Source organism: Thermostichus sp. MS-CIW-25 (assembly GCF_054060015.1).
In genome coordinates this window covers 46,674-72,554 of sequence record NZ_JBSSCS010000008.1, presented here as the reverse complement: position 1 = coordinate 72,554, position 25,881 = coordinate 46,674, and the positions used below count along the sequence as shown (strand labels likewise).

Here is a 25,881-nt window from a genome sequence, read left to right as displayed (position 1 = left end):
CACCCGCGCAACCCAAGCTTTCCTTTGTCATCACCCCAGGCCACGCAGAAGTTGCAGGAGTTGATCGGCAGCCGCATTCGCGCTCAAGGGCCGGTGACCTTTGCCCAGTTTATGGAGTGGGCTCTCTACGAGCCAGGGTTGGGCTATTACGAGCAGGGATCCCCGATTGGCCCCGACTACCTCACCTCTCCCCACCTGGCGGCGGACTTTGCCCAACTGTTGGCAGAGCAGATCCTTCAGTTCTGGCACATTTTGGGATCCCCCCCTGACTTCAAGGTGATCGAGATGGGGGCGGGCAGCGGTCGCCTGGCCCAGGATTGGCTGACCTACGTGCGCTCCGCTAACCCCCCTTTTTGGCAGGCACTGGAATATGGGATCCTGGAGCGTTCTGCCCACCTGCGGCGGCTCCAACAGGAGCGATTGGCTCCTTTTGGGGAGAAGGTGCGCTGGTTGGATTGGGACGGGATCCCGGATGAGTCGGTCACAGGCTGTTTCTTCTCCAATGAGCTGGTGGATGCTTTTCCGGTGCATCGGGTGCAGGTACAGGATGGGGCTTTGCGAGAAATCTATGTCGATTGCGGCGAGGCTGCAGAAGCCAACTTCCGGGAAGTGCTGGGGGATCTGTCCACCCCTGAGCTAAGAGAGTACTTCGCCCGTCTGGGGATCCCTGTAGAAACTTATCCGTCCGGTTACCAAACCGAGGTGAACCTAAAAGCCTTGGAGTGGCTGCAGCTGCTGGCCCGTAAGCTGCGGCGAGGCTACGTGCTCACCATCGATTATGGCCACACCGCCCAGCGCTACTACAGCCCCCACCGCGCCCAAGGTACGCTCTTGGCCTACCGACAGCACGGCAGCTACACGGATCCCTATGTTCGGGTGGGATCCCAGGATCTCACCGCTCATGTGGACTTTACCACCCTAGAGCAGGTGGGAGAATCTCTGGGGCTAAAATGTCTGGGGTTCACCCGGCAAAGCAGCTTTTTGGTCAACCTGGGATTGACCGAGCGGCTGGCCGCCCTTAGCCAAATGGGGAACCCGGTTGATGGCGAAGCTGTGGATGTGGGCCAGGTTTTGCGGCGGCGACATGCTCTTCACGCGCTGCTGGATCCCATGGGGTTGGGGGGCTTTGGGGTATTGGTGCAGGCCAAGGGCTTGATCCCCTCAGAACACGCTCACCCTCTGCGGGGCTTTGGCGAGCCAGAGCTGTGAACCGTTTCGGTGCTATTGGGATGGGATGTCTGCCCCTACCGGCTACCGTTGCCTTCCATCGATGCCAGTTCTGCCATTGCTCTGGCGCTATCTTCCAGGTTGTCGATTCGCTCCTCGAGGGTTGCAAAGACTTCGTCATATTTGTCGGCCCATGCGACGCCGGCGGCAGTTTTGGTCATGCGGGCCGAGCCAAGAGATACGTCTGAAGATCCTTTCGCGGGCATAGGTGACCGTTTAATGGAGTTACTAGAGCCTGTTGACCGACAAGCCTGGGTTAAGCGGGCAATATCCTGCTTCAGGAGATTCTGTTTTGATTGGAGTTGTTCTACCTTGGCTATGCCCTCCTTAAGGGACTGAATGAGTTTCTGTTTCTTGGCTTGTAAATCTCCAATCGAGGCTTTCAGACTTTGCTCTTCTGCGCGTAACTGAGAAAGCCGTTCTTTTTGAGATTGGATCTGGGTCTCTATCTCCTCAAAATGGAGCTGAGCAGTTTGAGCTTGCGAATGAGCATTCTCATGAGTTTTGGCAGCAGCTTTTCCATTCTGCTGGACTTTTGCCCAATCTTCAAGGGCAGCACGCAGACTGGCCAACTCGTTTTGCAATTGCTGTAGGTCTGAAGGAGTGATTTCGTTTTGCTTCTGTCGATTTTCGAGGTGCTGCAGAAGCTGGATTTTGGCTTTGGCCTCGCTCCCAGATAGAGCAGAAGCCACATAGCCCGTCATCCCCGTGGCCAAACCTGCTGCTCCTGCCTGCCACAGGGATCCTCCCGCCCCAAGGCCACCAATAGCCACCGTAACTCCGGCCAACGCGGGAAAGGCAGTTATCCAAAGCTGGCGGCAGGAGAAAGGCAACATCATCGACCCCAGGGTGGAAGAGGAGATTGTCTTGAAGATTGTTTTGACCATAGGTAATGTTTGGGTAGGTTTTCTCTCACTCACAACTCCTCTTTTTTTAAGGAGAAAGGGGAGCTAGAACCAACACAAAGAACAAAGAACGCCTTAGAGACAATTTTACTGCACTATTTCACTGCACTTCATCACTGCACTTCAAGATGACTCTGGTGTACTGCTGAGGTTACAGTTCTTTACGCCATCCCTCCAGTATGGCCACAACTACAAGTCAATCGCCACTCTAAACCTGCAAGAGCCACTTCAGCTAGAAATTGCAGGAGCCCCGCACTGTACCCGTAGGGTCGGTGTCGGGAGGAATGCTACAATAATACTGCGGACACCAGAAACGGTTGTTTAAGGCACTGGTAACGGTCGATTGGGGGTGCTGTAAACCACCCCAGAGGCTCGTGGTTGGCTTGCTAACTGCAGGGCTACTAAAAGCCCGCTCCGTACCGCCTAGCGGTTGATGTCGGGTAGTTTACGCTCATCCTGACCGGCTTTCTTGGCAGCGACGCCCAAGGACATCTGCTTTGACATGCTCGATAGGACCCCGTCCCGCTGCCGCAGTGGATCCCAGGGCTTGGAGCCTTGAGGAGAAAGTGGGGCAACTGTTTCTGGTTTATTTTGAGGGAGCTGAGTTTTCCTCCGCTCTCGAGGAGATGATCCGGGACTACCACGTGGGCGGGCTGATCTTCTATTCGATTGCCGGCAACATTCAAACGTTGCCTCAGGTGGCCCAGCTTATTGCCGCGGCTCAGGCACAAGCCCTTGTCCCCCTGTGGATAGCCATTGATCAAGAGGGGGGGCCGGTGGTGCGCCTTACCGAGGGGGTGACGGTGTTCCCCAGCGCCATGGCAGTGGCAGCAGCGGGATCCCTGGCAAAGGCGGAAGCTATGGCCCGTGCGGTGGGAACGGAGCTGAAAAGTTTGGGGTTTAACCTCAACTTCGCCCCTGTTGTGGACGTGAACAGCAACCCCCACAGCCCCATCATCGGCATCCGAGCCTTTGGGTCAGACCCGAAACAGGTAGCGGACTATGGCCTGGCCCTGTGGCGCGGCTATCGGCAAGCCGGGATCCTCTGTACGCCCAAACATTTTCCCGGCCATGGGGACACCGATATGGATTCCCACCTGGGGTTGCCGCGGGTGGATCGCTCTCTGGAGGCGCTACAGACCACGGAATTGCGCCCGTTTCAGGCTTTGATCCGGGCAGGGGCAGAGGCGGTGATGACGGCGCATGTGGTGATGCCGGCTCTGGGATCCGTGCGACCGGCAACGCTGGCCCCTGAGGTGGTGTCGGGCTGGCTGCGGCAGAGGCTGGGTTTCCAGGGTCTCGTCCTGACGGATTCCCTGACCATGGGGGCCATTGCCCGCACCTACGGCATTCCCGAAGCGGCAGAACTGGCCTTTAGGGCAGGGGCCGATGTGCTGCTGTTTGGGGCAGATCCCGGCTTTAGCCCGGCCATCCAAAAAGAAGCCTATGCCCATCTGCTGCGGGAGTTCCGTGCCGGTCGTTTGTCGGTTGAGCAGTTGGATCGGTCAGTGGAGCGAATTTTGACCTTGAAGCGGCGCTACGGATTGGGATCCCCCTGCCCCCCTTTCCCCCCTGCCGGCTTGGAAAACCACCGGGCACTGGCCCGCCAAATCGCCCAAGACAGCATCACCCTAGTACGGGGATCCCTACCTCCCTTGGCCCCTGACCCGCTGCTTATCACCCCTGTACCTTTGTTGGGGGAGCTGCTGCAAAAAGCCTGTCCCGCTGCCCAAGTGTTCTCCATCCCTCTGGATCCCACCCCCGAACAGCAGCGGATTGCCCAAGAAGGGGCTCAAAGGGCTGCGCAGGTGCTGGTGGGATCCCTGGAGACGTGGCGGCATCCGGCGCAGAGGTTGCTGCTGGGATCCCTTCCGCCGGAAAAGGTGATTGGGTTGGCCTTGGGATCCCCCTACGACGCCTTTGCCCTGCCCCAGATCCCGGTCTATTTGGCCTGCTACGGCACTACCCCCGTCTCTCTACAGGCGTTGCTGCAGGTGTTGTTGGGACAGATCCCGGCCCAGGGTCGCTTGCCGGTTGGATCCCACTTGGAGGGATCCTGGTCGCGTTAGCGGAGCTCCATAGCAAATCCCCTAGCTGCTGAGGTTGCTGAAATTGCACCGCGTCAGGGTCGGCACCGTTCGCCTCACCAAGCCCGTCAGCACGTTGCCGGGGCCGATTTCCCACACCTCTTGGATGCCGTCGGCGGCCATCTGCAACACGGTTTCTCGCCAGCGGACAGGGGCAGTCATCTGGGCCAGCAGCGCCTGCTTAAGGGCTTGCGGATCCCGGCTGGCGGTGGCAGTGCAGTTGCTGTAGACGGGCACTCGCGGCGGCTGAAAGTCAACAGCGCGCAAGGTGTGGGCAAACTCCTCGGCAGCAGCCTGCATAAAGGGCGAGTGAAAGGCGCCGCTCACCTTGAGGGGAACGGTGCGCTTGGCCTGCAACTGCTCACAGACGGCTTGCACCCCCTCCACTGAGCCGCTGATCACCACCTGATCCGGGCTGTTGTCGTTGGCAAGAGTGACGTCGGGGATCATCTGGCACAGGTGCTCCAGCTTGTCGCGGTCAAACCCCATCACTGCCGCCATGCTGCCCGGGGGATCCCCTGCGGCTTCCATCAGTTGGCCCCGCAGCGCCACCAGCCGTAGGCCGGTTTCGAAATCAAACACGCCGGCAGCGTAGAGGGCGCTGTATTCGCCCAGACTGTGGCCAGCAGTGCAGGCAGGAGCCTGTCCCTGGGCGTAGAGATAGTCCGTCAACAGGGCCGATACGGTGAACAAAGCCGGTTGTGTGTAGCCGGTCTGGTGGATCTGGTCTTCCGACAGAGCTAAGGGATCCCATCCCAGCATCTGGCGGGCCAAAGCCAACTTCTGGGCTGCTCCCTGCCAGTTCCGCAAGTCCCTTCCCATGCCCACCGCTTGGGATCCCTGGCCGGGATAGATCCAGGCAACGGTCATCAATTCACTTCCCCCAACGAAACACAATCGCCCCCCAGGTGAGGCCGGCACCAAAGCCCGCCATCACCCCCAGATCGCCGGCGCCAAAGCGTCCTTGCTCGATCCAAGTGGCCAAGGCAATTGGCACCGAAGCGCCCGAGGTGTTGCCGTAATGCTCTAATACGCTGGCCACCCGCTGCGGATCCAGCTGCAGGCGCTTGGCTACCGCATCGAGAATGCGCTGGTTGGCCTGATGAATAAAATATCCCTGTACTGCTTCCGCCGGGATCCCAGCCCGGAAGAGAGCCTTCTCGATAACCTCCGGCACCGCCTGGACGGCAAACTTGTACACCTCGCGGCCATTCATGGTGATGGGACAGCAGCGATACTGCCCCACCTGCAGGGATCCCACCAGGGGCTTGGCCTCTGTAGCCATGGACAAGCTGAGTAGCTGGCTGCCACTGCCATCGCTGCGCAGCTCAATGCTGAGGATCCCGCCGGTTTCCCCCGCCTCCAGAACCACCGCCCCGGCCCCATCTCCAAACAAGACACAGGTGGTGCGATCTGCCCAGTCCACCGTACGGGAGAGCACATCCGCCGCCACCACCAAGGCCCGCCGGTACAGCCCGGTTTGCAAAAACTGCGCTGCCGTGGCCACTGCAAAGACAAAGCCCGTGCAGGCTGCCGTCAGATCAAAAGCCACCGCCCGCGTTGCTCCCAGAGCTGCCTGCACTTGAGGGGCCGAGCCAAACCGATCGACGCCGGTGGAAGTGGCCAGCAGGATCAAATCCAGATCTTGTGGCGGGATCCCAGCCCGATCCAGAGCAGCCTTCGCCGCTTGAGCCGCCAAGTCCACCAAACTCAGATGGGGGGGGAGAATGCGTCGTTGGCGGATACCGGTGCGGGGCCAAATCCATTCGTCAGAAGTTGCAACGATCTGGCTGAGGTCGTCGTTGCTCAAGCAGGGATCCGGCAGGGCAGCCCCCACCCCCACCAGCCGCACGGTCGGGAGGCCATTGCTGGGCATGGACACTACCCTTCCACGCAATCCAAGGGCCGCAGAGGCAGCACCTCTGATCGCGACAGCGGGACGGAGTCAGAGGCGGACTGTTCGCGACAGCGGGACGGAGTCCTTAAAGGCCGTTCAGAGCTGGGATTAGACTCGCGAGGATCGGCCATCTCCGCCTGCAGTCGCTGCAGGATTTTTTGCTCCGCCGCTTCTTTGGCCAAACGAATGGCATGGTAAACCATCGCCGCCTTGGAGCTGCCGTGGGTAATCACGCAGATGCCGTTGACTCCGAGCAGCAAAGCGCCGCCATACTCCACGTAGTCCATCCGCCGCTTCACCTGTTTTAGGTTGGGTCGGAGCAGCCAGCAGCCCAACTTGCCGCGCCAACCGCGGGGCAGCTCCTCCCGCAGCACCTGGGTGATCACCTGTCCGACGCTCTCGGCAAACTTGAGGAGGGCATTGCCCACAAAGCCGTCGCACACCACCACATCAAACTCCCCGGTCAGCACATCCCGCCCCTCGGCATTGCCGGCAAAATGGATCCCTGGCAATTGGGCCAGGCGCTGGTGGGTGGCCAGAGCCAAATCGTTTCCCTTGTTGGGCTCCTCGCCGATGTTGAGCAGGCCCACCCGCGGACGCTCGACCCCCAGTACACACTGGCAGTAGAGGGATCCCATACGGGCAAACTGCTCCAAAAAGCGAGGCCGGCAATCTACATTGGCTCCCACATCCAAAAGCAACACCGGCTTGCCTCTTAAAGTGGGCAGAAGAGCACCAATGGCCGGGCGATCGATCCCTGCCAGCCGGCCCAAATGAAGGTAGGCCGCAGCCATCGCTGCTCCGGTATTCCCGGCGGCCACCACAGCATCGGCTTGGTTGGAGCGCACCTGTTGCATTGAGACGTTGATGGAGGCTTTGGGCTTTTTGCGTACCATCAACGGCTCTTCCGCCATGCCCACATCGTCCTCGGCAGGCACGATGGTGATCCCAGCAGGCAAGGGCTGAGGCAAAAAGGGCTTGAGGGACTCTGGACGACCGACCAGCGCAATCCCGACCCGCAGATGCCGATGGGCCAGCAAGGCGCCCTTGATGATCTCTTCGGGAGCGTAGTCGCCCCCCATCGCATCAACCGCAATTCGCACAAGCTGACCTCACACTGGAATATCCTCGGCAACTGCAAGTCAAGCGTCAGGGAAAGTGCAGCGACCTCTGCAGTCCCCCTGCCGGAAAATTGGGAGCCTTAATGGCTGCAGGATGCTACCGAATTGTACCAAAAAACTGGATCTAAAGCCCCGCCCTACCGCTACGCAGTTCCTCGTAAGTGCTGTCGTAGAACCAGAAACCAGAATCCTTGCCCTCTAGAGCGGGGGGTATGTCAACAGATTTGTTTTCCTCAATCAAGGCCGTAGGTTCCGCACCGAGCCCGAAGGGATCCGTTTGCGCTGCTTCTTCCCCACCCTGCATAGGAAACGTGGACTTCCTCACGCCTGCGTGAGGGCAGCCAAGAGAGAGCGTACCTGTTGGACGTGGGCGTGTGCAGTGGAGTTTCTGGCCTGGTGTTGGCCCAGCTCCGTCTCCAACTGCGCCAATTCTCCTGCCAACGCTGCCCACCGATCCCGCTCTGGGTAGAGGGTGGCCTGCAGGTGATTCAGGCGACCCCAGGTTTCTGCCATGGCCTGGGCGCGCGCCCGCAGGGATCCCTCCTCTTGCTCCAGGTGTTGCCACTGCTGCTCCAACTCTTGCCGTTGGCGGGCAAGCTGCTCTTGTTGAGAAGGTAAAGAAGAATCCAATTGTTGGATGAGGCTCTGCAAGCGACCTTTTTCTTGAAGGAGATCCTGTTTTTGGCTGCCGATCTGATCCAGAATCGGGCCAATATCGACCAAGGTAGGGGCGGCAGCGGCCTGCCCTTGAAGCTGGCTGAGGCGGGCCTCTTGGCGGGTCAACTCTTCGTATTCCCGCTGTAGGTTTTTCTCCTGAGGCAGCAGAGCTTCTTCGAGGGCGCTGCAAGCAGACTGAGCGTAGTCAATATCCATTTCGATATCGAACCGCTCTTCGGGAGAGGCAGTGGCCAAACGCTCTTGCAGCTCCCGTAGGGCTTGGCGATTTTGCTCCAGCTCGGCCCGCTGCTGGCTAACTTGGGCCGCCCGCTGCTCGTAATCCCGGCGCAGTTGGCTGACCAAAGCCGCCAGCTCCTCGACCGAGATGGGAGGATCCGCGGATCCTGCCCTGCCGTCGTGATGGGCGATGATGAAGTCGTACTCTTGAACCAGGCGATACGTCTGTTGCTGGAGAGTTTCCTGCAAATGCAGGTGGCGGGTGATCTGTTGCAGTTGTTCTTGATAGGCTCGCAGGGATCCCTGCCGAGTTTGCCATTCTGCTTGGCTGTGCTCCAGGGATTGTCGGGATCCCCACCAAGCGGCGCGGCGTTCTTGCCAAGCGCGGTAGTCCCGATCCAGCTCGTCTTGCCGGATCTGGGCCTGCTGACGTTCTGCTTCCAGTTGGGCAATCTGTTGATTCAAGTGCTCCTGCTGCTGCTGAATGTGGCTTTTCAAGCTCTGCAGAAGCGCCAAGGGATCCCCAGCCGGATGTAGAGTCTCCTGGAGCTGCTGCACCAAAGCCTGTAGCTGCGCTGCTTCTGCTTCCCCCAATCGGCTGGAGCGAGCTTCTTGCAATTGAGCTTCCAACTCTTGCCGCTGTCGATTCAGAGCTTCCCGCTGTTCTCCGATCAGCCGCTGTTGTTCGGCCAAGTAAGCTTGCTGGGCTGCCAGCTCCTCTTTGAGGCTGTCCAGGAGTTTGCGATCTTCCTCTACGGCTTTGTATTGCTCGTACAGCCGCTGCACCTCTTCTTCTTGGGCTGCCAGATCCATCTCGCGGCGTTTAAGCTCATGGGCCTGAAAGGTGAGGGACTGTTTCCAAACCTCGATCTCCTCTTCCTGGCTGCGGGCTTTGAGCTGAAGTTGGCTGAAGTTTTGCAGGTAAGTCACCAGTTGGCGAGCAGCTTCGCTGATGCGGGCGACCTGACGGCTGCCGGAGATTTCCGCCAGCACCAATGACCCATCCTTGAAGCGCCCAGCCTCCTGGGCGATGCGGCCTTCCAAAGTAATGGATTCTTCGTTCACGGCCACCCAGGTATTGTCCTGCTGCTGCTTGGCCAGCAATTGCAGAGACGACTTGGCAAATCCAATCGGCTTGGATAGCTCTGCTAGGTACAGCACGCCTGAACTCCTTCAAAACAGCATGGACAACGCCAATCCCAAACCCTAACCCCACCGAGCCCTCGCCCCTGGCTGGGGAACAATGAACGGCTGCCGGAGTAGGGCTCCCCAAGGCGCAAAAGATGGCATCAGACTCTATACCTTACCGCTCTAGACTCAACCATAGGCTAAAAAAAGCACCTTCGCCAGATGAGTTTTGGGGATGTCCGGGGTAGCTATTCAAACCGGTGGCGGAGCACTAAGGTAGTCTAGGGTGTGGTGTAGGGTTCTGCTCAGGGTTTGTATGGAGCTGCAAGGTGAGCCGCTTTCTGTTCGTCGGCGTTCTCCTGCCCCGCCGGTGGTCGTAGCCTCTCAGGTGTACCAGACAACAGCGCCGGAAGCCAAACCGCGCCACATTTTGGAAGAGATCGTCTGGCACAAAGAACAGGAGGTGGAGCGGCAACGGGAGCAGCTTCCCCTGAAGCAATTGCAACGGCAACTGGATCAGGCTCCGCCGGTGCGGGATTTTGTGGCGGCCCTCACCCAGTCGCCTCACCCTATCTCTGTGATTGCCGAGGTCAAAAAAGCCTCCCCCAGCCGCGGCGTTCTCCGGGATCCCTTTGACCCGGTGGCCATTGCCCAGAGCTATGAGGCCGGTGGGGCCAGTTGTCTCTCGGTGCTGACGGATGAGCGGTTCTTTCAGGGCAGTGGCGAGTATCTGCGGCAGATCCGTCAAGCGGCAGGGATCCCCATCCTGTGCAAGGAGTTCATTCTCTACCCCTACCAAATCCTCTGGGCCCGCGCCTTGGGGGCGGATGCGGTGCTGCTGATTGCCGCCATTCTCTCGGATGCGGACTTGGGCTATTTTCTCAAGCTGGTTCGGCAATTGGGCATGGCAGCTCTGCTGGAGGTGCACACTTCCCAAGAGTTGCAGCGGGTGCTGCGTTTGCCCCAACTGCAAGAGTCCAGAGGGCAGGTGCTCATTGGCATCAACAATCGCGATCTGAGAACCTTTACGGTGGACTTGAACACAACGCGCGACCTGTTGGCCGCCCACTCGGATCTCCTCGGCGAGCTGCCCATTGTCAGCGAGTCCGGCATCCATACCCCTGCCGATTTGCAGCAGTTGCGGGCCTGGGGGGTGCGCTCTGTGCTCGTGGGGGAAGCTCTGGTGAGACAGCCGGATCCCGGCCAAGCTGTGCGCCACCTGTTGTCATCTCAGTGAATGAGAACCCTCCATCATATGGATCTCTGTTAAGAACAATGGATCTCTAAGGATTGCTCAGACCGATGAAACGTATTCCTGTGCCGGCTCACATCCACTACGAATTTCTGCTGCGGGTGTTGGAGCGGCAAACCTTTCCGGCAGTGGAAGAACAGGATTTTGGCAACCGAGGCCGCACGCAAGAGCTGATCAACTCCCTGCGCAAAGCCCTCACCCAACAGGTGCAACTGGAAGAAGACTGGCGACAGCGGGGCTATCAGGTGGACTACCGCTGGAATATGGACGAGCCTCAGACTCCCCCTTGACCTTCCAGTCCACTGTAAGGTTTAGCATCCTTTCAGTGGCATTGGGTTGGGGAGGTTTCCCAAGATGCAGGTTGTTTTGACAGTGCCCAAGCTGGCCTGTGCGGCTTGCGTGGACACCATTGCGCAAGCGGTGCGGCAACTGGATCCCCAGGCCCAGGTGGAAGGGGATCCCAAAACCAAACAGGTGCGGATTACTTCTGGGCGGTCTGTGAGCGATTTGCGGCAGGCCCTCACCCAGGTGGGATATCCCCCGGCCTAGTCAATTTTGGGCCGGGAACGGTCGGGCGTCTGTTTTGAATTTCTGTACAGATGGCTGCCTTCGCCCTGCCCAGGGTGGAGAGTAGCTGTCGTTTCATCAACAAGGTGTTGCCATGTCTGCCCATAAAGGGTCATCGGGTGCACTATCGGCCTCTGCGCCTTCTCCTGAGGGCACTTGGCAGTTGGCCCTGCAAGGGATGAGCTGTGCCTCCTGCGCCCGCAGCATCGAACAGGCCCTCACTCAGGTGCAGGGAGTATCCTCCGGATCCGTGAATTTTGCCAGTGAGCAGGCCACCGTCAAAGGGGATCCCCGGCTGGTGGATCCGCAGGCGTTGATTCGGGCGGTGGAGCGGGTGGGGTATCGGGCGCGCCTCATCCAAGAGGATTGGCAACTGGACGATCCGACAGACCCAGAGCGGATCGCCCAACGGGCCGCAGAACGGGAATTGAAGCTGAAGGTGGCGATGGGGGTGGGCATCAGCACGGTGCTGGTGATCGGATCCCTGCCGATGATGCTGGGAATGGAAATCCCGGGCTTTCCCATGTGGCTGCACAATCCTGGGTTGCAGTTGCTGCTGACGGCTCCGGTGCAGTTTTGGGTGGGCAGGCATTTTTACCGGGGAGCCTGGGCTGCTTGGCAACGGCGTTCAGCGGATATGAACACGCTGGTGGCCTTGGGGACGAGCGCGGCTTTCTTCTATTCCATTTTCCCAACGGTTTTCCCCGACTCTTTCCATCGGCAGGGACTGCATCCCGATGTGTATTACGAAGTGTCGGCGGTGGTCACCACCTTGATCCTGGTGGGTAAGTGGATGGAGCAACGGGCTAAGGGGCAAACCTCCGAAGCCATTCGCAAGCTGATCGGGCTGCAACCGAAAACGGCAAGGGTAATCCGCCATGGGGTGGAGCAGGATATTCCGATTCGGGAAGTGCAGGTGGGGGATCGGATCCGAGTGCGCCCCGGAGAGAAGGTGCCGGTGGATGGGGTCATTCTAGAGGGATCCTCCACCCTCGACGAGTCCATGGTGACCGGCGAGAGCCTGCCTGTTGTCAAATCGGCGGGGGATGAGGTGATTGGGGCAACGCTGAATCGGACGGGCAGCTTTGTGATGGAAGCGCGGCGGGTGGGCAAAGACACGGTTCTGGCCCAGATCGTGCGCCTGGTGCAGGAAGCTCAGGGATCCAAAGCCCCAATTCAACAGGTGGCGGATCGGGTCACCTCCTGGTTTGTGCCGGCAGTGATCGGGGTGGCAGTTCTAACTTTCGTGCTCTGGTGGGTGTTGGCGGACAACCTGACGCTGGCCTTGGTGAACACGATTGGGGTGCTGATCATCGCCTGCCCTTGTGCGCTGGGGTTGGCAACCCCCACCTCGATCCTGGTGGCCACGGGACGAGGGGCGGAATTGGGGATCCTGGTGAAAAGTGCCGACAGCCTGGAATTGGCCCACCACTTGCGCACGGTGGTCTTGGACAAAACCGGCACCCTGACCGAAGGTCGCCCTACCGTCACCGATATTTGGGCTAATGGCTCCTCTCCCCTGACGGTGTTGCGCCTGGCAGCGGCAGTAGAGCGGCACTCGGAACACCCTTTGGCCCAGGCGGTGGTGCAGAAAGCCGAAGCGGAAAAAATTGCCATCCCTCCTGCCCAGCATTTTCAGGCAAGGGTAGGCAGTGGGGCAGAAGCCTGGGTGGAAGACCAGTGGATCCGCATCGGTCGGCTGAGCTGGCTACAGGAGATGGGGATCCCCTGGGATCCCTCTTGGTCAGAGCGGGTTCAGAATTGGGAAAGCCAGGGCAAAACGGTGATCGGCGTAGCCCAATCCCAGAGCCTGGTGGGGCTGTTGGCCATTGCCGATCCGCTCAAACCCACCTCTCCTGAGGCAGTGCAACACCTGCAACAGATGGGCCTAGAGGTGATCCTGCTAACCGGGGATAACCCCACCACGGCCCAAGCGGTTGCTCGGCAAGCAGGCATTCAGCGGGTAATTGCCCAAGTCCGTCCGGATCAGAAGGCCGCTTACATTCGCAGCTTCAGACAACCTCGACACCGGGTGGCGATGGTGGGAGATGGCATTAACGATGCTCCGGCTCTGGCAGAAGCCGATGTGGGGATCGCCATTGGTACAGGTACGGATGTGGCGATGGCCGCCAGCGATATTACCCTCATGTCGGGGGATCTGCGGGGAGTCGCCACAGCCATTCAACTCAGCCGGGCCACCCTCAACAACATCCGCCAGAACCTCTTCTTCGCCTTTATCTACAATACGCTCGGGATCCCGATTGCCGCTGGGGCGCTCTATCCCTTTACAGGCTGGTTGCTCAACCCCATGCTGGCGGGGGCAGCCATGGCCCTGAGTTCCGTTTCGGTGGTCGCCAATGCCCTGCGCCTGCGACACTTTCAGCCCCCCAGACCAGCGGGCCGGCGTTAGGCCCTCTCCCAGGGGCAAGGGGGATTAGCGCGGCAACAGTTTTGCTGCCCTTTGAGCATGAGTCTGCCGTACCGCTCATGCCTCAGGGCTATCTTCTGGCAGACAAGAACATCCCCCCCGGGAGCTTGGTGAATGGCAAGAGGCAAGCTAACCTAAAAAGCTCAGGCAGACTGGGGAAAGCGCGGTGCAAGTCCGCCACTGTGACGCAACTGTGATGGGATCCCTCCCTCAGCCAGAACACCCACCTGCCGTTGTCCTGTACCCCTTGCGATTCACAAGGAACGGAGTTTTTTGTGTTGAATACCCTCAGTGTTTCCCCTCCCCTTTCGGTTGGGCAGCTTGCTTCTCCTTCATTGCCCCTATTGCTTATCGGCCACGGATCCCGCGACCCTGAAGGGCGGCAAGCCTTTCTGGAGTTGGCCCAAGTCTACCAATCCCTCACTCCCCATCGACCGGTGATCCCTTGCTTTCTGGAGCTGACCCAGCCAACCATTGCCCAGGGGGTAGAGCAGTGCTTGGCCCAAGGGTGGCAGGAGATCGTGGCCCTGCCGCTGTTGCTGTTTGGGGCCCGCCACAACAAGTTCGATGTGACGATGGAACTGGATCGCCTGCAGGCCCTCTATCCCCAGTTGCGCATTCGTTACGGTGGGCCGCTGGGGATCCGCATCGAGATCCTGCAACTGCTGCGAGACCGATTGGCCGCTTTGATGGCCGCCCAACCGCAGCGGATCCCAGAGGCAGAAACCGTGCTCCTATTTGTGGGTCGCGGCTCCAGCGATCCTGAGGCCAATGCCGAAGCCTGTAAACTGGCTCGGCTGCTTTGGGAAGGATCCGGGTTTGCCGCTGTGGAGACCTGCTTTATCGGCATTACCCATCCCCGCCTGCCTGTGGGGTTGGAGCGGGCCTCGTCCTGGCAGCCGCGTCGGGTGATCGTGCTGCCCTACTTTCTGTTTACGGGGGTGTTGGTGAAAAAAATCGAGGCGGCAGTGGAGAAACAACGACAACGACAGCCGGAAATCGACTGGCTGATGCTGCCGGAATTGGGCCTTGTGGATACGGTGCTGCACAGCCTGCAGCAACTGGAGCAGGAAGCCCTACAGGGCCAAACCCAAATGAACTGCCACCTGTGCAAGTTTCGCCTGGCCGTGAGCGCAGAGGTTGGAGCTGGATCCAGCCATCACCACCCTCACGAGCCTCATGACCACCATCACGGGCACGGATCCCATCACCATCCTCATTCCCACCCTCACCACGACCACGGCCATACCCACGCAGCGGCTGGGGATCCCTGGGCCCAATTAGAGGGCTACCACCAACGGGCTTGGCAGGTGCCCTAAGAGGGAAACAGAGGCTGCTGGCGGGATAGACTGAGTGCAGACAGGCCATTTTTGAACCTGGTTTTCCCGCTCTAGCGGTTGTGATGACGAAAAAACGATGATGCTCTCCCGCTCCTCTTGGGTTTCAGGTGCCGCTGCCGCGGGGAGCGGGATCTTTGTTTTCGCCCTGGTGGTGGGGCTGTTGGATCAGATCTTGCCCACCCTGCCCAAGGTTTCCCTCTCCCTGGCCGGGATCCCTGGGATCCTGGCTGCCGCTGGGGCCTCCTATGGGGCCTGGCGGGTGGTTCAGATGGGTCTGCAATCGGCTTCCTGGAGCGACTTTCGAGAATCGCTGGTGGCGACCCTATCTCCCTTTGATCCCGCCGATTATGGCGGCAACCCTCGGCAACCCGAGGAGGATTCTCTCCCTTTGCAGTCGGTTGACGAGGATCCTCAAACCCAGATCCGCGATCGACAAATTCTTGATCAAGCTGAGCAGCAGACGGAAACTGAAACCGAAGTAAGCGAACACACTCAAGTAAGACTGCAGGGCGAGCAGCACCAGGATCAAGCTTCGCAGGCCAAGGCCCAACAGTTGCAGCCCCTACAAGAATTGTCATCACCTTCTTCCCCAAGCCCTGAGTCGGCAAAACCCACACCAGAGCCAGAGCTCAACCAAAAACTTCGCCAACTCCAGATGCAGGTCGCCACTCTGAAAATAGAACTGGAACTCCAAGAAATCCAACTGCAGCAGTTGGAGGTGAGGCGGACTCGGCTTCAGCAGCAGAAGCAGAAACTCAAGCACGTTCTGCGTCGCACGGCGTCCGAAAATCAAAGGCTGCGCTTCTTACAGGAGCAAAAAGCCCGGCAACTGGAGCAAACTCAGCAAGAGCTGCAAGCTTTGCGGGAGTCCTACCGCGCCTTGCAAGTTCTCCAGGAAATAGGCTTCACCCTAACCCAAAACCTATCTCACAAAATAGCCGAAACGGAACCCTCTAAGCCCTCCGGCTAGCCGAAGTCTCAACTCACCCGTTTCAGGACAAATACACTCCCCTCGCTGCCCCGACCCAGCCGCAAGTCTTCATCCAAATAGGTGATATCCAGCCAGCCCGTTGGCTCGCGGCGGCGAATATCGATTTGAATAGCCGGGATCCGCTCCGGAGCCCGCTCGAGCAAATAGAGAAAACTCTCGATCTCGTAGCTCATCAAAGCTTGGGATCCGAACACCAATCGCTCGAAAATCACCCTCACCCGACGCTCCGATTCGGGGTAAAAGCGTGCCGATACCGCCAAGATTCCCCGTGGCACCCAAGCCCCCAGCCAGCCGGATCCCTGGATCTCCGCCACGTTGAAGACCCGTCCAGCCTTGGCCCGAATACACTGGTAGATCTCGCCGGTGGTCAAAAAAGGCAACTGTGCCAGCCGCAGCAGAGCTGTGCTCGTGGTAAATAGGGTGAGCCAGTTCCCCTCCAACCCTTCAGGAGCCGATGTTGGCTTGGGGGTGGGGTTGAGCGCTTCTAGGACGGCAATTTGAGACAAAATCTGGGCTTTTTGGTCAGGGGAAACTTTCCGGCCCCGGTCGGTCGCCTCCAGTAGGTGCAGCAGAGCCGATTTTTGCTGAGCCAGGGCCTCAGACATGGGCACACTCCGAAGGCACTGACCCTATTTTAGAGAACGCGGGATCCCTCTGCCCTTAACCGTCTTCTCCCACCAGTTTCAGGTTCAGATCTGCCACCTGCTCATACCCTAGCCCGGCCCGCACCACCAGCGGCTCGGATCCGGTCAAATCGATTACCGTAGAGACCTTGGCCCGGCGGGGGGCATCGTCATCCAGCACCAGATCCACCTGTTTTTCCAACTGCCGCATCTCTTCAGCCGCAAAGATCCCACCCTCATCCCAGGGATCGCTCTCCCATTCCCAGGTTTGCCCAAAACTTAAGCCCAGGGATCCGACGGGATCCCCCCCCAGCTTGGCAGAGGTCGAGACAATTGGATTGCCCAACTCTTCCAGCAAAGCCTGACAAATGGCAGAATCGGGCACGCGGATGCCGGTGGTTTTCCGCTTGGGATCCATCACCAACTTGGGCACCAGCTTGGTTGCTGGCAACAGAAACGTAAACGGGCCGGGGATCAGCCGCCGCATCAGTCGATAGGCTGAATCGGTGACCTGGGCATACTGGGCAATGCGCGAGAGAGAAGGACACAAGAAGGTGAGGGGTTTATCGTTGGAGAGGTGCTTGATGCGGCGTACCCGCTCCACTGCTTGTTTATGGGTCGCGTCGCAGCCAATGGCGTAAACCGTATCGGTGGGGTAGAGCATCACCGCCCCCTCCCGCAAAGCCGCTGCGATCCGCCGGATGGAACGGGTCTGGGGCTGTTGAGGATGCAGCTTAAAATACTCGGCCATCGGGCAGGTGGAAAGAGGTCAAGACTCGGAGCAGCTCCCCCCCAAAGGGTTTTCCACAAGAGGGCGGGGGGTCGGTGGCACCGACACCGGCAGGGATCCCTGAGATTCGGGCCAGTCCTTCAGTTGTTGCATCAGGGCTTGGATGTGCAGACGGGGCAGATAGGGCCAGTCGCCCGCTTCTTCCAAATCTTGAAGCACCCGATACAGAGCTTGACGGGTATTGGGCAAAGACTCCCGAAAGGCACCTTCCAGGATCGCGCGGTGCAACTCCTCCAGCAGCCGCAGGAGCATCAGCAGCTCCACACACGCTCCCGCCCTCGCCTGAGCCGCCTGTTCAACGGCCAACATAATCTGACGCAAATCCGGTGGCAGATCCTCCGCCGAGATATACATAGCCACTCGTCTCTGGGTTCTGGGAAGGCAGGGGCTTTCCCATTCTAAGATTCTTCTGCCCTAGGACTGGATGGATTTTGCCCCCACAAGATCCAACTGCGCAGGCTGTTGGGATCCCCGACCCAGGCACTGCCACACCCGCTGCAAGAGGGCATCCAGCCCCTGCTTGGCAATCGCAGAAATGGTCACCACCGAAGTGCCGGCAGCAGCAGACAGCCTCTGGGCGCGCTCGGCAACCTGCTGGGGATCCAGAACATCGATCTTGTTCAAAACCAGGATTTGTGGCTTATCGATTAACCCGTGGCCGTAGGCGCGCAGCTCCTGCTGAATGATCTGGTAATCCTTGACGGGATCTGCCGCCGTGCCATCCACCAAATGAATCAGTACCCTGGTACGCTCCACATGGCGCAAAAACTCATGGCCCAGCCCCACCCCCAAGTGCGCCCCCTCGATCAGCCCCGGGATATCGGCAAACACCACCCCATCTCCCGATGGATGGGGCACCACTCCCAAATTGGGCTGCAGCGTGGTGAAGGGGTAGTCGGCAATCTTGGGCCGGGCAGAGGAGACCACCGAAATCAGAGTGGACTTGCCCGCATTGGGCAGGCCGACAATGCCCACCTCGGCAATCAACTTCAGCTCCAGGCGCAGGCGCACCCGTTCTCCCGCTTCGCCCTTGGTAAATTGGCGGGGGGCACGATTGTGGTTGCTCAAAAAATGGGCATTGCCCAAGCCGCCTTTGCCCCCACGGGCTACCAGCAATTGATCCCCTTTGCCCACCAGATCGCCCAACAATTCCCCAGTCTCCGCATTGAACACCACAGTACCGCAGGGCACCCGCACCAGCCGATCCGCACCACTGGCCCCGCTGCGATGGTTGGGCCCCCCTTTGGCCCCGTGTTCCGCTTTGATCACCGGTTGAAAGCGAAAATCCAACAGAGTTTGCAGGCCGGGATCGGCCACCAGGATCACTGAGCCGCCCCGCCCGCCATTGCCGCCGGATGGCCCCCCAGCCGGCACATACTTCTCACGGCGGAAGGCAACGATGCCATCCCCGCCATTTCCCCCTTGCACTTCAATTTCGGCTTGGTCGATAAAGTGCAATTGCTCTTCTCCCAAATCTTCTATCTTCCAGCTTGGCAAGATGCCGGGAAACTTGCCACAAAAGACGCTCCTCTAAGCTACGATGGTATTTCCCAGCCACATCCTCCCCAGATGGGAAAGTGGAAGTGGGATCCTGCCAAACTCGATTGGCCTTCTACCCTTTATCCCGCACAACTGATCTGTTACTGCACCCCTATGAGTCGATTCACCGCTGCCGATGTAGGTTTTACCACTGAGGACTTTGCCGCCCTCCTGGATAAGTACGACTATCACTTCAGCCCTGGCGAAATTGTGGCGGGTACAGTCTTCTCGGTGGAGCCACGCGGTGCCTTGATCGATATCGGGGCCAAAACGGCTGCCTTTCTGCCACTCCAGGAGATGTCGATTAGCCGCCTGGAAGACCCGCACGAGATGCTGCAGCCCGGAGAAACCCGCGAGTTTTTTATCCTCACCGAAGAAAACGAAGAGGGACAACTCACTCTTTCCATCCGTCGCATCGAGTACATGCGGGCCTGGGAACGGGTACGGCAGCTCCAGAAAGAAGATGCCACCGTTCGCTCAACCATTTTTGCCACCAACCGAGGTGGAGCCCTGGTGCGGATTGAGGGGCTGCGGGGCTTTATCCCCGGATCCCACATCAGCAGCCGCAAGCCAAAAGAAGAGCTGGTGGGCGAAGAGCTGCCCCTGAAGTTTCTGGAGGTGGACGAAGACCGCAACCGCCTGGTGTTGAGCCATCGCCGCGCCTTGGTGGAGCGGAAGATGAACAAGCTGGAAGTGGGCGAGGTGGTGGTCGGCACGGTGCGGGGCATCAAGCCCTATGGTGCCTTTATCGATATTGGCGGCGTCTCCGGCCTGCTGCACATTTCCGAGATCTCCCACGATCATGTCGATACGCCCCACAGCGTCTTCAACGTCAACGACGAAGTGAAGGTGATGATCATCGATCTGGATGCGGAGCGGGGACGGATCTCGCTGTCCACCAAGCAACTGGAGCCCAATCCCGGCGACATGATTCGGGATCCCAAGCTGGTTTACGAGAAGGCCGAGGAGATGGCAGCCAAGTACCGTGAGCAACTGTTGGCCGCTAAGCAAGGACAAGCGGCAGAGGCCCCACCGGAAGTGGTGGAAGAGGAGCTGGAATACGCGGCGACGGCTGTGGAATGAGGGCAAGCTTGGCGCCATCTCTGCCTGCGATGAGACTGAGGTTAGGAGCCTTCAGCTCCGTTGGCGTGGGTGGCTCGTGGGAGCGGGGCAGCCCAGGCTCCTAGGGAGACGGGTACTGCTGCTGTGGCGAAGTAGGCCGACGGCGCTCACGCAGGGCTGCAAACCTGCGCCAGTAACGGGAATCCCCCGCTCCTGAGCTTGAGGAGCTGGTCAAAGACTGTAGATTTGCCCATCTACGAGCAGATGGGTGATGCCTTTCTTTTGCAGTTGGGTGCGCACAATCTCCAGAATGTAGCCGGGAAACTGGATTACCCGGTAGGGTGGGTAGGTGTTGCTGCCCCGACGGCTCATTTCGGAAAAGCGGCGGGCCACCTTGTGGCTGTCGAAAATGGGCAGCGTATTGGCGTTGTCGATCCCTTCGATGGGCAGGGATCCGGAGCCAAAGAATTCCTTAAGGGGGCGGGTGGTCAGTTCTTGGTAGCGGTCAACAACGACGTAGCAGGTTTCCGGCAGGGTGAGCTCTTCCAGGGGCAACACCTGAATTCGATAGCCGGGATCGGTGAGGGGATCCTCTTCTGGTCCATCTTCATCTTCTAAGGGATAGTCAGGGTCGTCCTCATCTTCGTCCTCGTCTTCAAGGTCACGGTCTTCTTCGGTCTCTTCCTCCACATCCTCCAGATCTTCCCGAAGCCCAGCCGCCAACGGCAGTTCTTCTGGGGGCAGTTCTGGCAGAGACTCCGTCCCAGCAGTGTTATCCTCGCCTTCCTCGTTTGCGTTCGGCTCTGCGGGGGGCTCCGGCAAGGGAGATGGAGAAGGCAACTCCGGTTCCAGCGGCAAGATCTGCTGCTCCAAGGCTGGGATCCTGCCAACAGCAACTTTTTCCCCCATGTCTTTGCGGCGGGCAGCCGAGCGTTTGAGATGGATCAACCGCTGGTACTCATCGGCGGCGATATTTTCCTTCAACACGCGGGTGATGGTGGTGATGCTCACCTGAAATTGCTCCGCCAATTCGACGGCGGTCGCTGCTGAGCCGCGGTAGGCGCTAACAATTTGCTGTTGTTCTTGCTCTGAAAGTTTGCTGCGAGCCATCCCAGGTCACCCAATCTAGAAATTGAAAGAAATAGGCAGTGGTGAAGAGGATCTCTAGCCAGCGGCGGTTGCCCCACACACCCGGCTGAGGCCGGCAGCCAGCTGCTCCCGCTCCAGCCCCTTGCCGATCAACACAATTTTGGACAGGCGGGGCTCATCGGGATCCCAGTCCCGTTCCAGAAAAAGGGTTTGCCGCTGGCCCACTTGATGGAAGATAACCCGCTGCGGCTCATCCAGAACCGACAGCACCCCCTTGGCGCGAAAAACGGTCTCGGACAAGTCTTGTAGCCAATCGCGAAAGGCCCCCAAATCCAGCGGCTGCTGCAGTTGAAAGCTCACCGATTGGATCCCGTCCTCCTCCAGGTGATGGCTGGGGTGGGCCTCAGTCCCCGAATCGGGGAGCCTGGGATCCCACAATTCCGGACGAAAGGCATGCACATCCAAGATGCGGGCCAAGGGCACCTGGGCATGGGTGGTGAGCAGGCAAGGGGCATCGGGGTTGTAGCGGCGCAGATCCAGAAGGATCCGCTCTCGTTCGGCTTCGCCGATTAAGTCCACCTTGTTGAGCAACACAATGTCGGCACTGCTGATCTGGTGGGCAGCAGTTTGCGAGCGCCGGAAATTCTGCCAGTATTCGGCCCCATCCACCAACGTCACCACACCATCCAGGCGCAACTCCTCATGAAAAGTCCTCTGCACAAATAGCTCCGTCACCTGCCTGGGATCCGCTACCCCACTGGTTTCCACCACCAGGTAATCCAACGCCTGGGCACGCTGCAGCAGCTCTCGGGCTGCCTGTTCAAAATCTTCTCGCACCGTGCAACAAAGGCAACCATTGCTGAGCTGCATCAGCCCCTCTTCGGGCAGATTGATCAGCTCTCCATCGATGGAAATTTCGCCAAACTCGTTGAGGATCACTCCAATGCGCAACCCATGCTCCTCTTCCAAGATGCGCTTGAGCAGCGTGGTTTTGCCACTGCCCAAAAAACCTGTCAAAATCGTCACCGGAAGCTGAGCTTTCATATCAGGTGAGGCTGAACTGACAAGCGGCCAACAAACCCTTCTCTCAAGTTCCCCAGAAGCTCTACTAGCTTAGCTTTAGGGTTGGCTCTCCAGGATCTGGACAAGGGGGAACGACCGCTCCCACCCAAATTAGATCCTCTAACCCATCAACTAGTTATCCAACTATTTAACTATTTATTTAATGTCCTCTGGGCGTTGGGGCAGACTCTCTCCTGAGGATCCCTGGGGACGAATGAGCTCGATCGGCAGGCCATCGGGATCGGCGATGAACGCCACTTCATAGACCTGGCCCCCAATTTGCTGGAGCTGGGGCGGCAGCAGCAGGGTAAGGGGCACTTGCGCTCGCAAATGTTCTAGGTAGTTGGCCAGGGATCCCCATTCGGGGCCCACCTCAAAAGCGGGATGGTAGTAGCCCACATAGTGGGGATCCCCAAAGGGATCCGGGGCAGGCCGGGGCTCCGGCACCTGCATCAGCTCTAAGCGCCCCCAGGGACCACGCATCCAGCAGGCCAACGTGATCCCAGCAGTAAAACGTTCTTCTACCGCAAAGCCCAACCCCTCGTAAAAGGCGATGGAGCGGAAGATATCGGCGGTGCGAATGGAAAAATGGTGCAGTTTCATCGTCCTGTAAAGCAGCCAGATGGGGGCAGACCGCTCAGATCAATCGCCGCTGACGGCTGGTCAAGCGCAGACAGACTTGCTACGCTCCAGAAAAGTAGGCTGTCTATCTCAGAGCACCTCTTGCGGTGTACGCTGGCCTGCCGGATCCCCGAAGCGGGAAGCGCGACAACCCAAGCCGATTACTGCCAACATCATCATGTCTAAGCTGGTTATTGTCGAATCTCCCACCAAAGCCCGTACCATCCGTGGATTCTTGCCCGCAGGGTACGAAGTTCAGGCCTCGATGGGACATGTGCGGGATCTCCCCGATTCGGCATCTGAAATTCCAGAAGAATTGAAAGGAGAAGAGTGGAGCCGCCTGGGGGTCAATGTCCACGCCGACTTCGAGCCCCTCTACGTCATCCCCAAAGACAAAAGAAAGGTGGTCAAGGAGCTGAAAGAGGCCCTCAAGAAAGCCGACGAGCTGATCCTGGCCACCGACGAGGATCGCGAAGGGGAAAGCATTAGCTGGCACTTGCAACAGGTGCTGCAACCCAAAGTGCCCACCCGCCGCATGGTGTTCCACGAGATCACCCGCGAGGCCATTCAGGAGGCGCTGCAAAACTGCCGTGAGGTGGATGAACAACTGGTGCGTGCCCAGGAGACCCGCCGCATCTTGGATCGCCTGGTGGGCTATACCCTGTCGCCGCTGCTGTGGAAAAAAATTGCCCCCAAACTCTCGGCAGGGCGGGTGCAGTCGGTGGCGGTCAAGCTTTTGGTGGATCGAGAGCGGGAGCGGCGGGCCTTCAGAAAAGCCTCCTACTGGGATCTCAAAGCGGAGCTGCAGCCCAAAACGACCGTCGCCGGCCAGCAGGCTGTCTTTCCAGCAGAGCTGGTGAGCTTGGGTGGCAAACGCCTGGCCAATGGGCAAGACTTCGATCCCAGCACCGGCCAGCTCATTGCCGGGCGGGATGTGGTGTTGTTGGATCAGGCCCAGGCCGAGGCCCTGCGGGATCGCTTGCTGGGAAAAGCCTGGATCGTCAGCTCTGTGGAAGAGCGCCCCTCCACCCGCAAACCTGCCCCTCCCTTTACCACCTCCACCCTGCAGCAGGAGGCCAACCGCAAGCTGCACCTGTCGGCCCAGCAGACGATGCGCATTGCCCAAAAGCTCTACGAAGAGGGCTACATCACCTACATGCGCACCGATTCGGTCCACCTGTCGGAGCAGGCCATCCGCGCTGCCCGCGCCTGCGTGGAGTCGATGTACGGCAGAGAATATCTCAGCCCCGAGCCCCGTCAGTACACCACCAAAACCAAAGGGGCGCAAGAAGCCCACGAGGCCATTCGTCCTGCCGGATCAGAGTTTCGCCTGCCCAGCCAAACTCCTCTGTCCGGCCAAGAGCTGGCCCTCTACGACCTGATCTGGAAGCGCACCGTCGCCAGCCAAATGGCTGAGGCGCGGCAGACCCACACCACGGTACTCATCGCTGTGGAGGATGCGGTGTTCCGGGCCAGCGGCAAGCGCATCGATTTTCCCGGCTTTTTCCGCGCCTATGTGGAGGGATCCGACGACCCCGATGCTGCCCTAGAGGATCGGGAGGTGCATCTGCCTCTGTTGCGGCAGGGGGATCCCCTCCGCTGCCGGAAGCTGGAACCCGTTGCCCACGAAACCCAGCCCCCGGCCCGATATACGGAAGCCTCCTTGGTCAAGGTGTTGGAAAGTGAGGGTATTGGCCGCCCCAGCACCTACGCCACCATCTTGAATACGATCATGAGCCGTGGCTACGTCAGGTCGATGGGGAATGCCCTCGTGCCCACCTACACAGCTTTTGCAGTCACCGAGCTGCTGGAAAAATACTTTCCCAACCTGGTGAATACCCGCTTCACCGCCGAGATGGAGCAAACGCTGGACGACATCGCTTCTGGACAGGCGGAGTGGTTGCCCTATTTGCGCCATTTCTTCTTGGGCGAGCAGGGTCTTGAGGGACAGGTAAAGGCCCGCGAGTTGGAAATTGACTCCAGCCTGGCCCGCTCCATCCATCTGGAGAACCTGCCCGTCAAGATCGGCATTGGCCCCTATGGCCCCTATGTGGCGGTCGAAACCGAGTCCGGAGAGGTGCGCGCCAACCTGCCGGAGGATATTCCCCCCGCCGATCTGAGCGCAGAACACATCGCGGAGCTGATCCAGCGGAAGCAGGAAGGCCCCAAGCCCATTGCCTTTCACCCGGAAACCCAAGAGCCCATCTACGTGATCCCGCAGGGCCCCTATGGCCCCTATGTGCAGTTGGGGGAAGTTTCTGAGGACAACAAAAAACCCAAGCGCACCTCTCTGCCCAAAGGGCTGAAACCGGATCAGGTTACGCCAGAGATCGCCTTGGGGTTGCTGAGCTTGCCCCGCACCTTGGGGGAACACCCGGAATCGGGGAAAAAAGTGCAGGCCGGCATTGGCCGCTTCGGCCCCTACGTGGTCTGCGATGGCGATTTTCGCTCTCTGCCCGCCGATGAGGATGTGCTGACCATCAGCCTGGAGCGGGCGCTGGAGTTGTTGGCCCAGCCCAAGAAAGGCCGTGGGCGCGGCTCTGCCAAGCCCTTGCGGGAGCTGGGATCCCATCCTGAGGATGGCGAGCCGGTTCATCTGCACGACGGCCCCTATGGGCTGTATGTCAAACATGGCAAGGTCAATGCCTCTTTGCCCAAAGAGATCCCTGCCGAAGCGGTTACCCTGGAAATGGCTCTGCAGGTGCTGGCCGAAAAGGAAGGCTCTTCTGCAGAGGTCAAGGGGAAAAGCCGCTCGACTGGCAAAGCGGGCTCCTCGGTCAGTAAAACCCAAGCCAAAACTGCCTCCAGCAGCCCTACAGCCCAGCAGGCCGGAAATGCTGTGCCGCAGAAGCGGCGTAAAGCGCAAACCACTTCCACTGGCAGCGGGATGGCCAAAGAGCCGCAAGCCCAAGCGAATGGGTCAGCTCAGGTTGGATCCCGTCCCACCATTGTGAAGATCACCCCCAAAGCCCCCGCCTGAGGTCAGCTTCTTGGGGTGCGATGGCCCAAGGTCGCCTGCTCAAGGTGGCTCAGGGATCGGCTATGTAGCAGCTTTGCTGACGAAACAACTGCTCCAAGGGCCACAAGCAGCGGCCACAGCGGCTTCCCGATTGGCAATGCACCCGCATCGCTTCTGCAAACGGCAAGGGATTCTGCTGCTGGCGCTTGAGAATCTGGGCATGTTCCAGCTCACTGCAGTAGCAGTAGGCAGGATGGCGACGATGGGGGTGTGCAAGGGACACGGGAGTAAATGAGAGT

Annotated in this window: 23 protein-coding genes and 1 riboswitch; of the genes, 10 read left to right on the top strand and 13 right to left on the bottom strand. The window is 59.4% G+C overall.

Annotation, left to right across the window (positions count from 1 at the left end; genetic code table 11):
* The first annotated feature begins 24 nt into the window (after positions 1-24).
* The gene (locus ACVWZ1_RS04965; protein WP_457465528.1) at positions 25-1,209 is read left to right on the top strand and encodes a class I SAM-dependent methyltransferase; all 1,185 of its coding nucleotides are present in this window, start codon (positions 25-27) and stop codon (positions 1,207-1,209) included.
* A gap of 35 nt (positions 1,210-1,244) precedes the next feature.
* On the opposite strand, the gene ACVWZ1_RS04960 is transcribed toward ACVWZ1_RS04965, so the two are convergent.
* On the bottom strand, positions 1,245-2,114 hold the full coding sequence (locus tag ACVWZ1_RS04960; RefSeq protein WP_457465529.1) for a hypothetical protein: 870 nt from the start codon (positions 2,112-2,114) through the stop codon (positions 1,245-1,247).
* A gap of 584 nt (positions 2,115-2,698) precedes the next feature.
* Here ACVWZ1_RS04960 and nagZ point away from each other — a divergent pair.
* Entirely contained in the window at positions 2,699-4,201 is a 1,503-nt protein-coding gene (gene nagZ, locus ACVWZ1_RS04955; RefSeq protein ID WP_457502709.1) for a beta-N-acetylhexosaminidase, read from the top strand.
* Positions 4,202-4,222: 21 nt separating this feature from the next.
* On the opposite strand, the gene fabD is transcribed toward nagZ, so the two are convergent.
* The 4 genes from fabD to hmpF form a co-directional block, all read right to left on the bottom strand.
* Positions 4,223-5,089, bottom strand: coding sequence for an ACP S-malonyltransferase (fabD, locus tag ACVWZ1_RS04950; protein ID WP_414422165.1), 867 nt, complete (start codon positions 5,087-5,089; stop codon positions 4,223-4,225).
* A gap of 4 nt (positions 5,090-5,093) precedes the next feature.
* Positions 5,094-6,095, bottom strand: a complete 1,002-nt coding sequence (locus ACVWZ1_RS04945) for a beta-ketoacyl-ACP synthase III (protein WP_457502706.1) — start codon at positions 6,093-6,095, stop codon at positions 5,094-5,096.
* A gap of 5 nt (positions 6,096-6,100) precedes the next feature.
* Positions 6,101-7,219: a phosphate acyltransferase PlsX gene (plsX, locus tag ACVWZ1_RS04940; protein WP_457465535.1), complete on the bottom strand. Its 1,119-nt coding sequence runs from the start codon at positions 7,217-7,219 to the stop codon at positions 6,101-6,103.
* A gap of 339 nt (positions 7,220-7,558) precedes the next feature.
* Entirely contained in the window at positions 7,559-9,292 is a 1,734-nt protein-coding gene (hmpF, locus tag ACVWZ1_RS04935; protein ID WP_414357591.1) for a pilus motility taxis protein HmpF, read from the bottom strand.
* Between the two features lie 283 nt (positions 9,293-9,575).
* On the opposite strand from hmpF, the gene trpC reads away from it, so the two are divergent.
* From trpC to ACVWZ1_RS04905, 6 genes are all read left to right on the top strand, one after another.
* Positions 9,576-10,496, top strand: a complete 921-nt coding sequence (trpC, locus tag ACVWZ1_RS04930; RefSeq protein ID WP_457502704.1) for an indole-3-glycerol phosphate synthase TrpC — start codon at positions 9,576-9,578, stop codon at positions 10,494-10,496.
* A 65-nt stretch (positions 10,497-10,561) separates the two neighbouring features.
* Positions 10,562-10,801 (top strand): DUF5340 domain-containing protein, encoded by a 240-nt coding sequence (locus ACVWZ1_RS04925; RefSeq protein ID WP_414412982.1) that lies wholly within the window; start codon positions 10,562-10,564, stop codon positions 10,799-10,801.
* A 64-nt stretch (positions 10,802-10,865) separates the two neighbouring features.
* Positions 10,866-11,060, top strand: a complete 195-nt coding sequence (locus ACVWZ1_RS04920) for a heavy-metal-associated domain-containing protein (protein WP_414357588.1) — start codon at positions 10,866-10,868, stop codon at positions 11,058-11,060.
* Between the two features lie 112 nt (positions 11,061-11,172).
* Complete coding sequence (locus tag ACVWZ1_RS04915; RefSeq protein ID WP_457502702.1) at positions 11,173-13,488, top strand: heavy metal translocating P-type ATPase; 2,316 nt, start codon at positions 11,173-11,175, stop codon at positions 13,486-13,488.
* 127 nt (positions 13,489-13,615) lie between these two features.
* Positions 13,616-13,751: riboswitch (cobalamin riboswitch) on the top strand.
* Positions 13,752-13,781: 30 nt separating this feature from the next.
* Positions 13,782-14,825, top strand: coding sequence for a sirohydrochlorin chelatase (locus ACVWZ1_RS04910; protein WP_457502701.1), 1,044 nt, complete (start codon positions 13,782-13,784; stop codon positions 14,823-14,825).
* A gap of 97 nt (positions 14,826-14,922) precedes the next feature.
* Positions 14,923-15,816: a hypothetical protein gene (locus ACVWZ1_RS04905; RefSeq protein WP_457502699.1), complete on the top strand. Its 894-nt coding sequence runs from the start codon at positions 14,923-14,925 to the stop codon at positions 15,814-15,816.
* 8 nt (positions 15,817-15,824) lie between these two features.
* Here the strand turns inward: ACVWZ1_RS04905 and ACVWZ1_RS04900 are convergent, their stop codons facing one another.
* Genes ACVWZ1_RS04900 through obgE form a run of 4 tightly spaced genes read right to left on the bottom strand, consistent with a single transcriptional unit; the run spans position 15,825 to position 18,708 of the window.
* Complete coding sequence (locus ACVWZ1_RS04900; RefSeq protein ID WP_457502697.1) at positions 15,825-16,442, bottom strand: PAP/fibrillin family protein; 618 nt, start codon at positions 16,440-16,442, stop codon at positions 15,825-15,827.
* Between the two features lie 55 nt (positions 16,443-16,497).
* Entirely contained in the window at positions 16,498-17,211 is a 714-nt protein-coding gene (locus ACVWZ1_RS04895) for an L-threonylcarbamoyladenylate synthase (protein ID WP_414357584.1), read from the bottom strand.
* Positions 17,212-17,229: 18 nt separating this feature from the next.
* Positions 17,230-17,604 carry a hypothetical protein gene (locus tag ACVWZ1_RS04890; protein WP_414357583.1) on the bottom strand — a complete coding sequence of 125 codons (375 nt, stop codon included), beginning with the start codon at positions 17,602-17,604 and terminating at the stop codon, positions 17,230-17,232.
* Between the two features lie 60 nt (positions 17,605-17,664).
* Positions 17,665-18,708: a GTPase ObgE gene (obgE, locus tag ACVWZ1_RS04885; protein WP_457502721.1), complete on the bottom strand. Its 1,044-nt coding sequence runs from the start codon at positions 18,706-18,708 to the stop codon at positions 17,665-17,667.
* Between the two features lie 195 nt (positions 18,709-18,903).
* Between obgE and ACVWZ1_RS04880 the strand changes: the two genes are divergently transcribed.
* The gene (locus ACVWZ1_RS04880) at positions 18,904-19,872 is read left to right on the top strand and encodes a 30S ribosomal protein S1 (protein WP_457406009.1); all 969 of its coding nucleotides are present in this window, start codon (positions 18,904-18,906) and stop codon (positions 19,870-19,872) included.
* A gap of 210 nt (positions 19,873-20,082) precedes the next feature.
* Here ACVWZ1_RS04880 and ACVWZ1_RS04875 read toward each other — a convergent pair whose 3' ends face one another.
* The 3 genes from ACVWZ1_RS04875 to ACVWZ1_RS04865 form a co-directional block, all read right to left on the bottom strand.
* Entirely contained in the window at positions 20,083-20,961 is an 879-nt protein-coding gene (locus ACVWZ1_RS04875) for a hypothetical protein (RefSeq protein ID WP_457502695.1), read from the bottom strand.
* 54 nt (positions 20,962-21,015) lie between these two features.
* Entirely contained in the window at positions 21,016-21,984 is a 969-nt protein-coding gene (locus ACVWZ1_RS04870; protein ID WP_457502693.1) for a CobW family GTP-binding protein, read from the bottom strand.
* A 174-nt stretch (positions 21,985-22,158) separates the two neighbouring features.
* A complete protein-coding gene (locus ACVWZ1_RS04865) occupies positions 22,159-22,605 on the bottom strand; it encodes a VOC family protein (RefSeq protein ID WP_457502691.1) in 447 nt (148 codons plus the stop codon).
* Positions 22,606-22,801: 196 nt separating this feature from the next.
* On the opposite strand from ACVWZ1_RS04865, the gene topA reads away from it, so the two are divergent.
* Positions 22,802-25,603, top strand: coding sequence for a type I DNA topoisomerase (topA, locus tag ACVWZ1_RS04860; protein ID WP_457502690.1), 2,802 nt, complete (start codon positions 22,802-22,804; stop codon positions 25,601-25,603).
* A gap of 49 nt (positions 25,604-25,652) precedes the next feature.
* On the opposite strand, the gene ACVWZ1_RS04855 is transcribed toward topA, so the two are convergent.
* A complete protein-coding gene (locus tag ACVWZ1_RS04855; protein WP_457502689.1) occupies positions 25,653-25,865 on the bottom strand; it encodes a (2Fe-2S)-binding protein in 213 nt (70 codons plus the stop codon).
* Positions 25,866-25,881 lie beyond the last annotated feature (16 nt).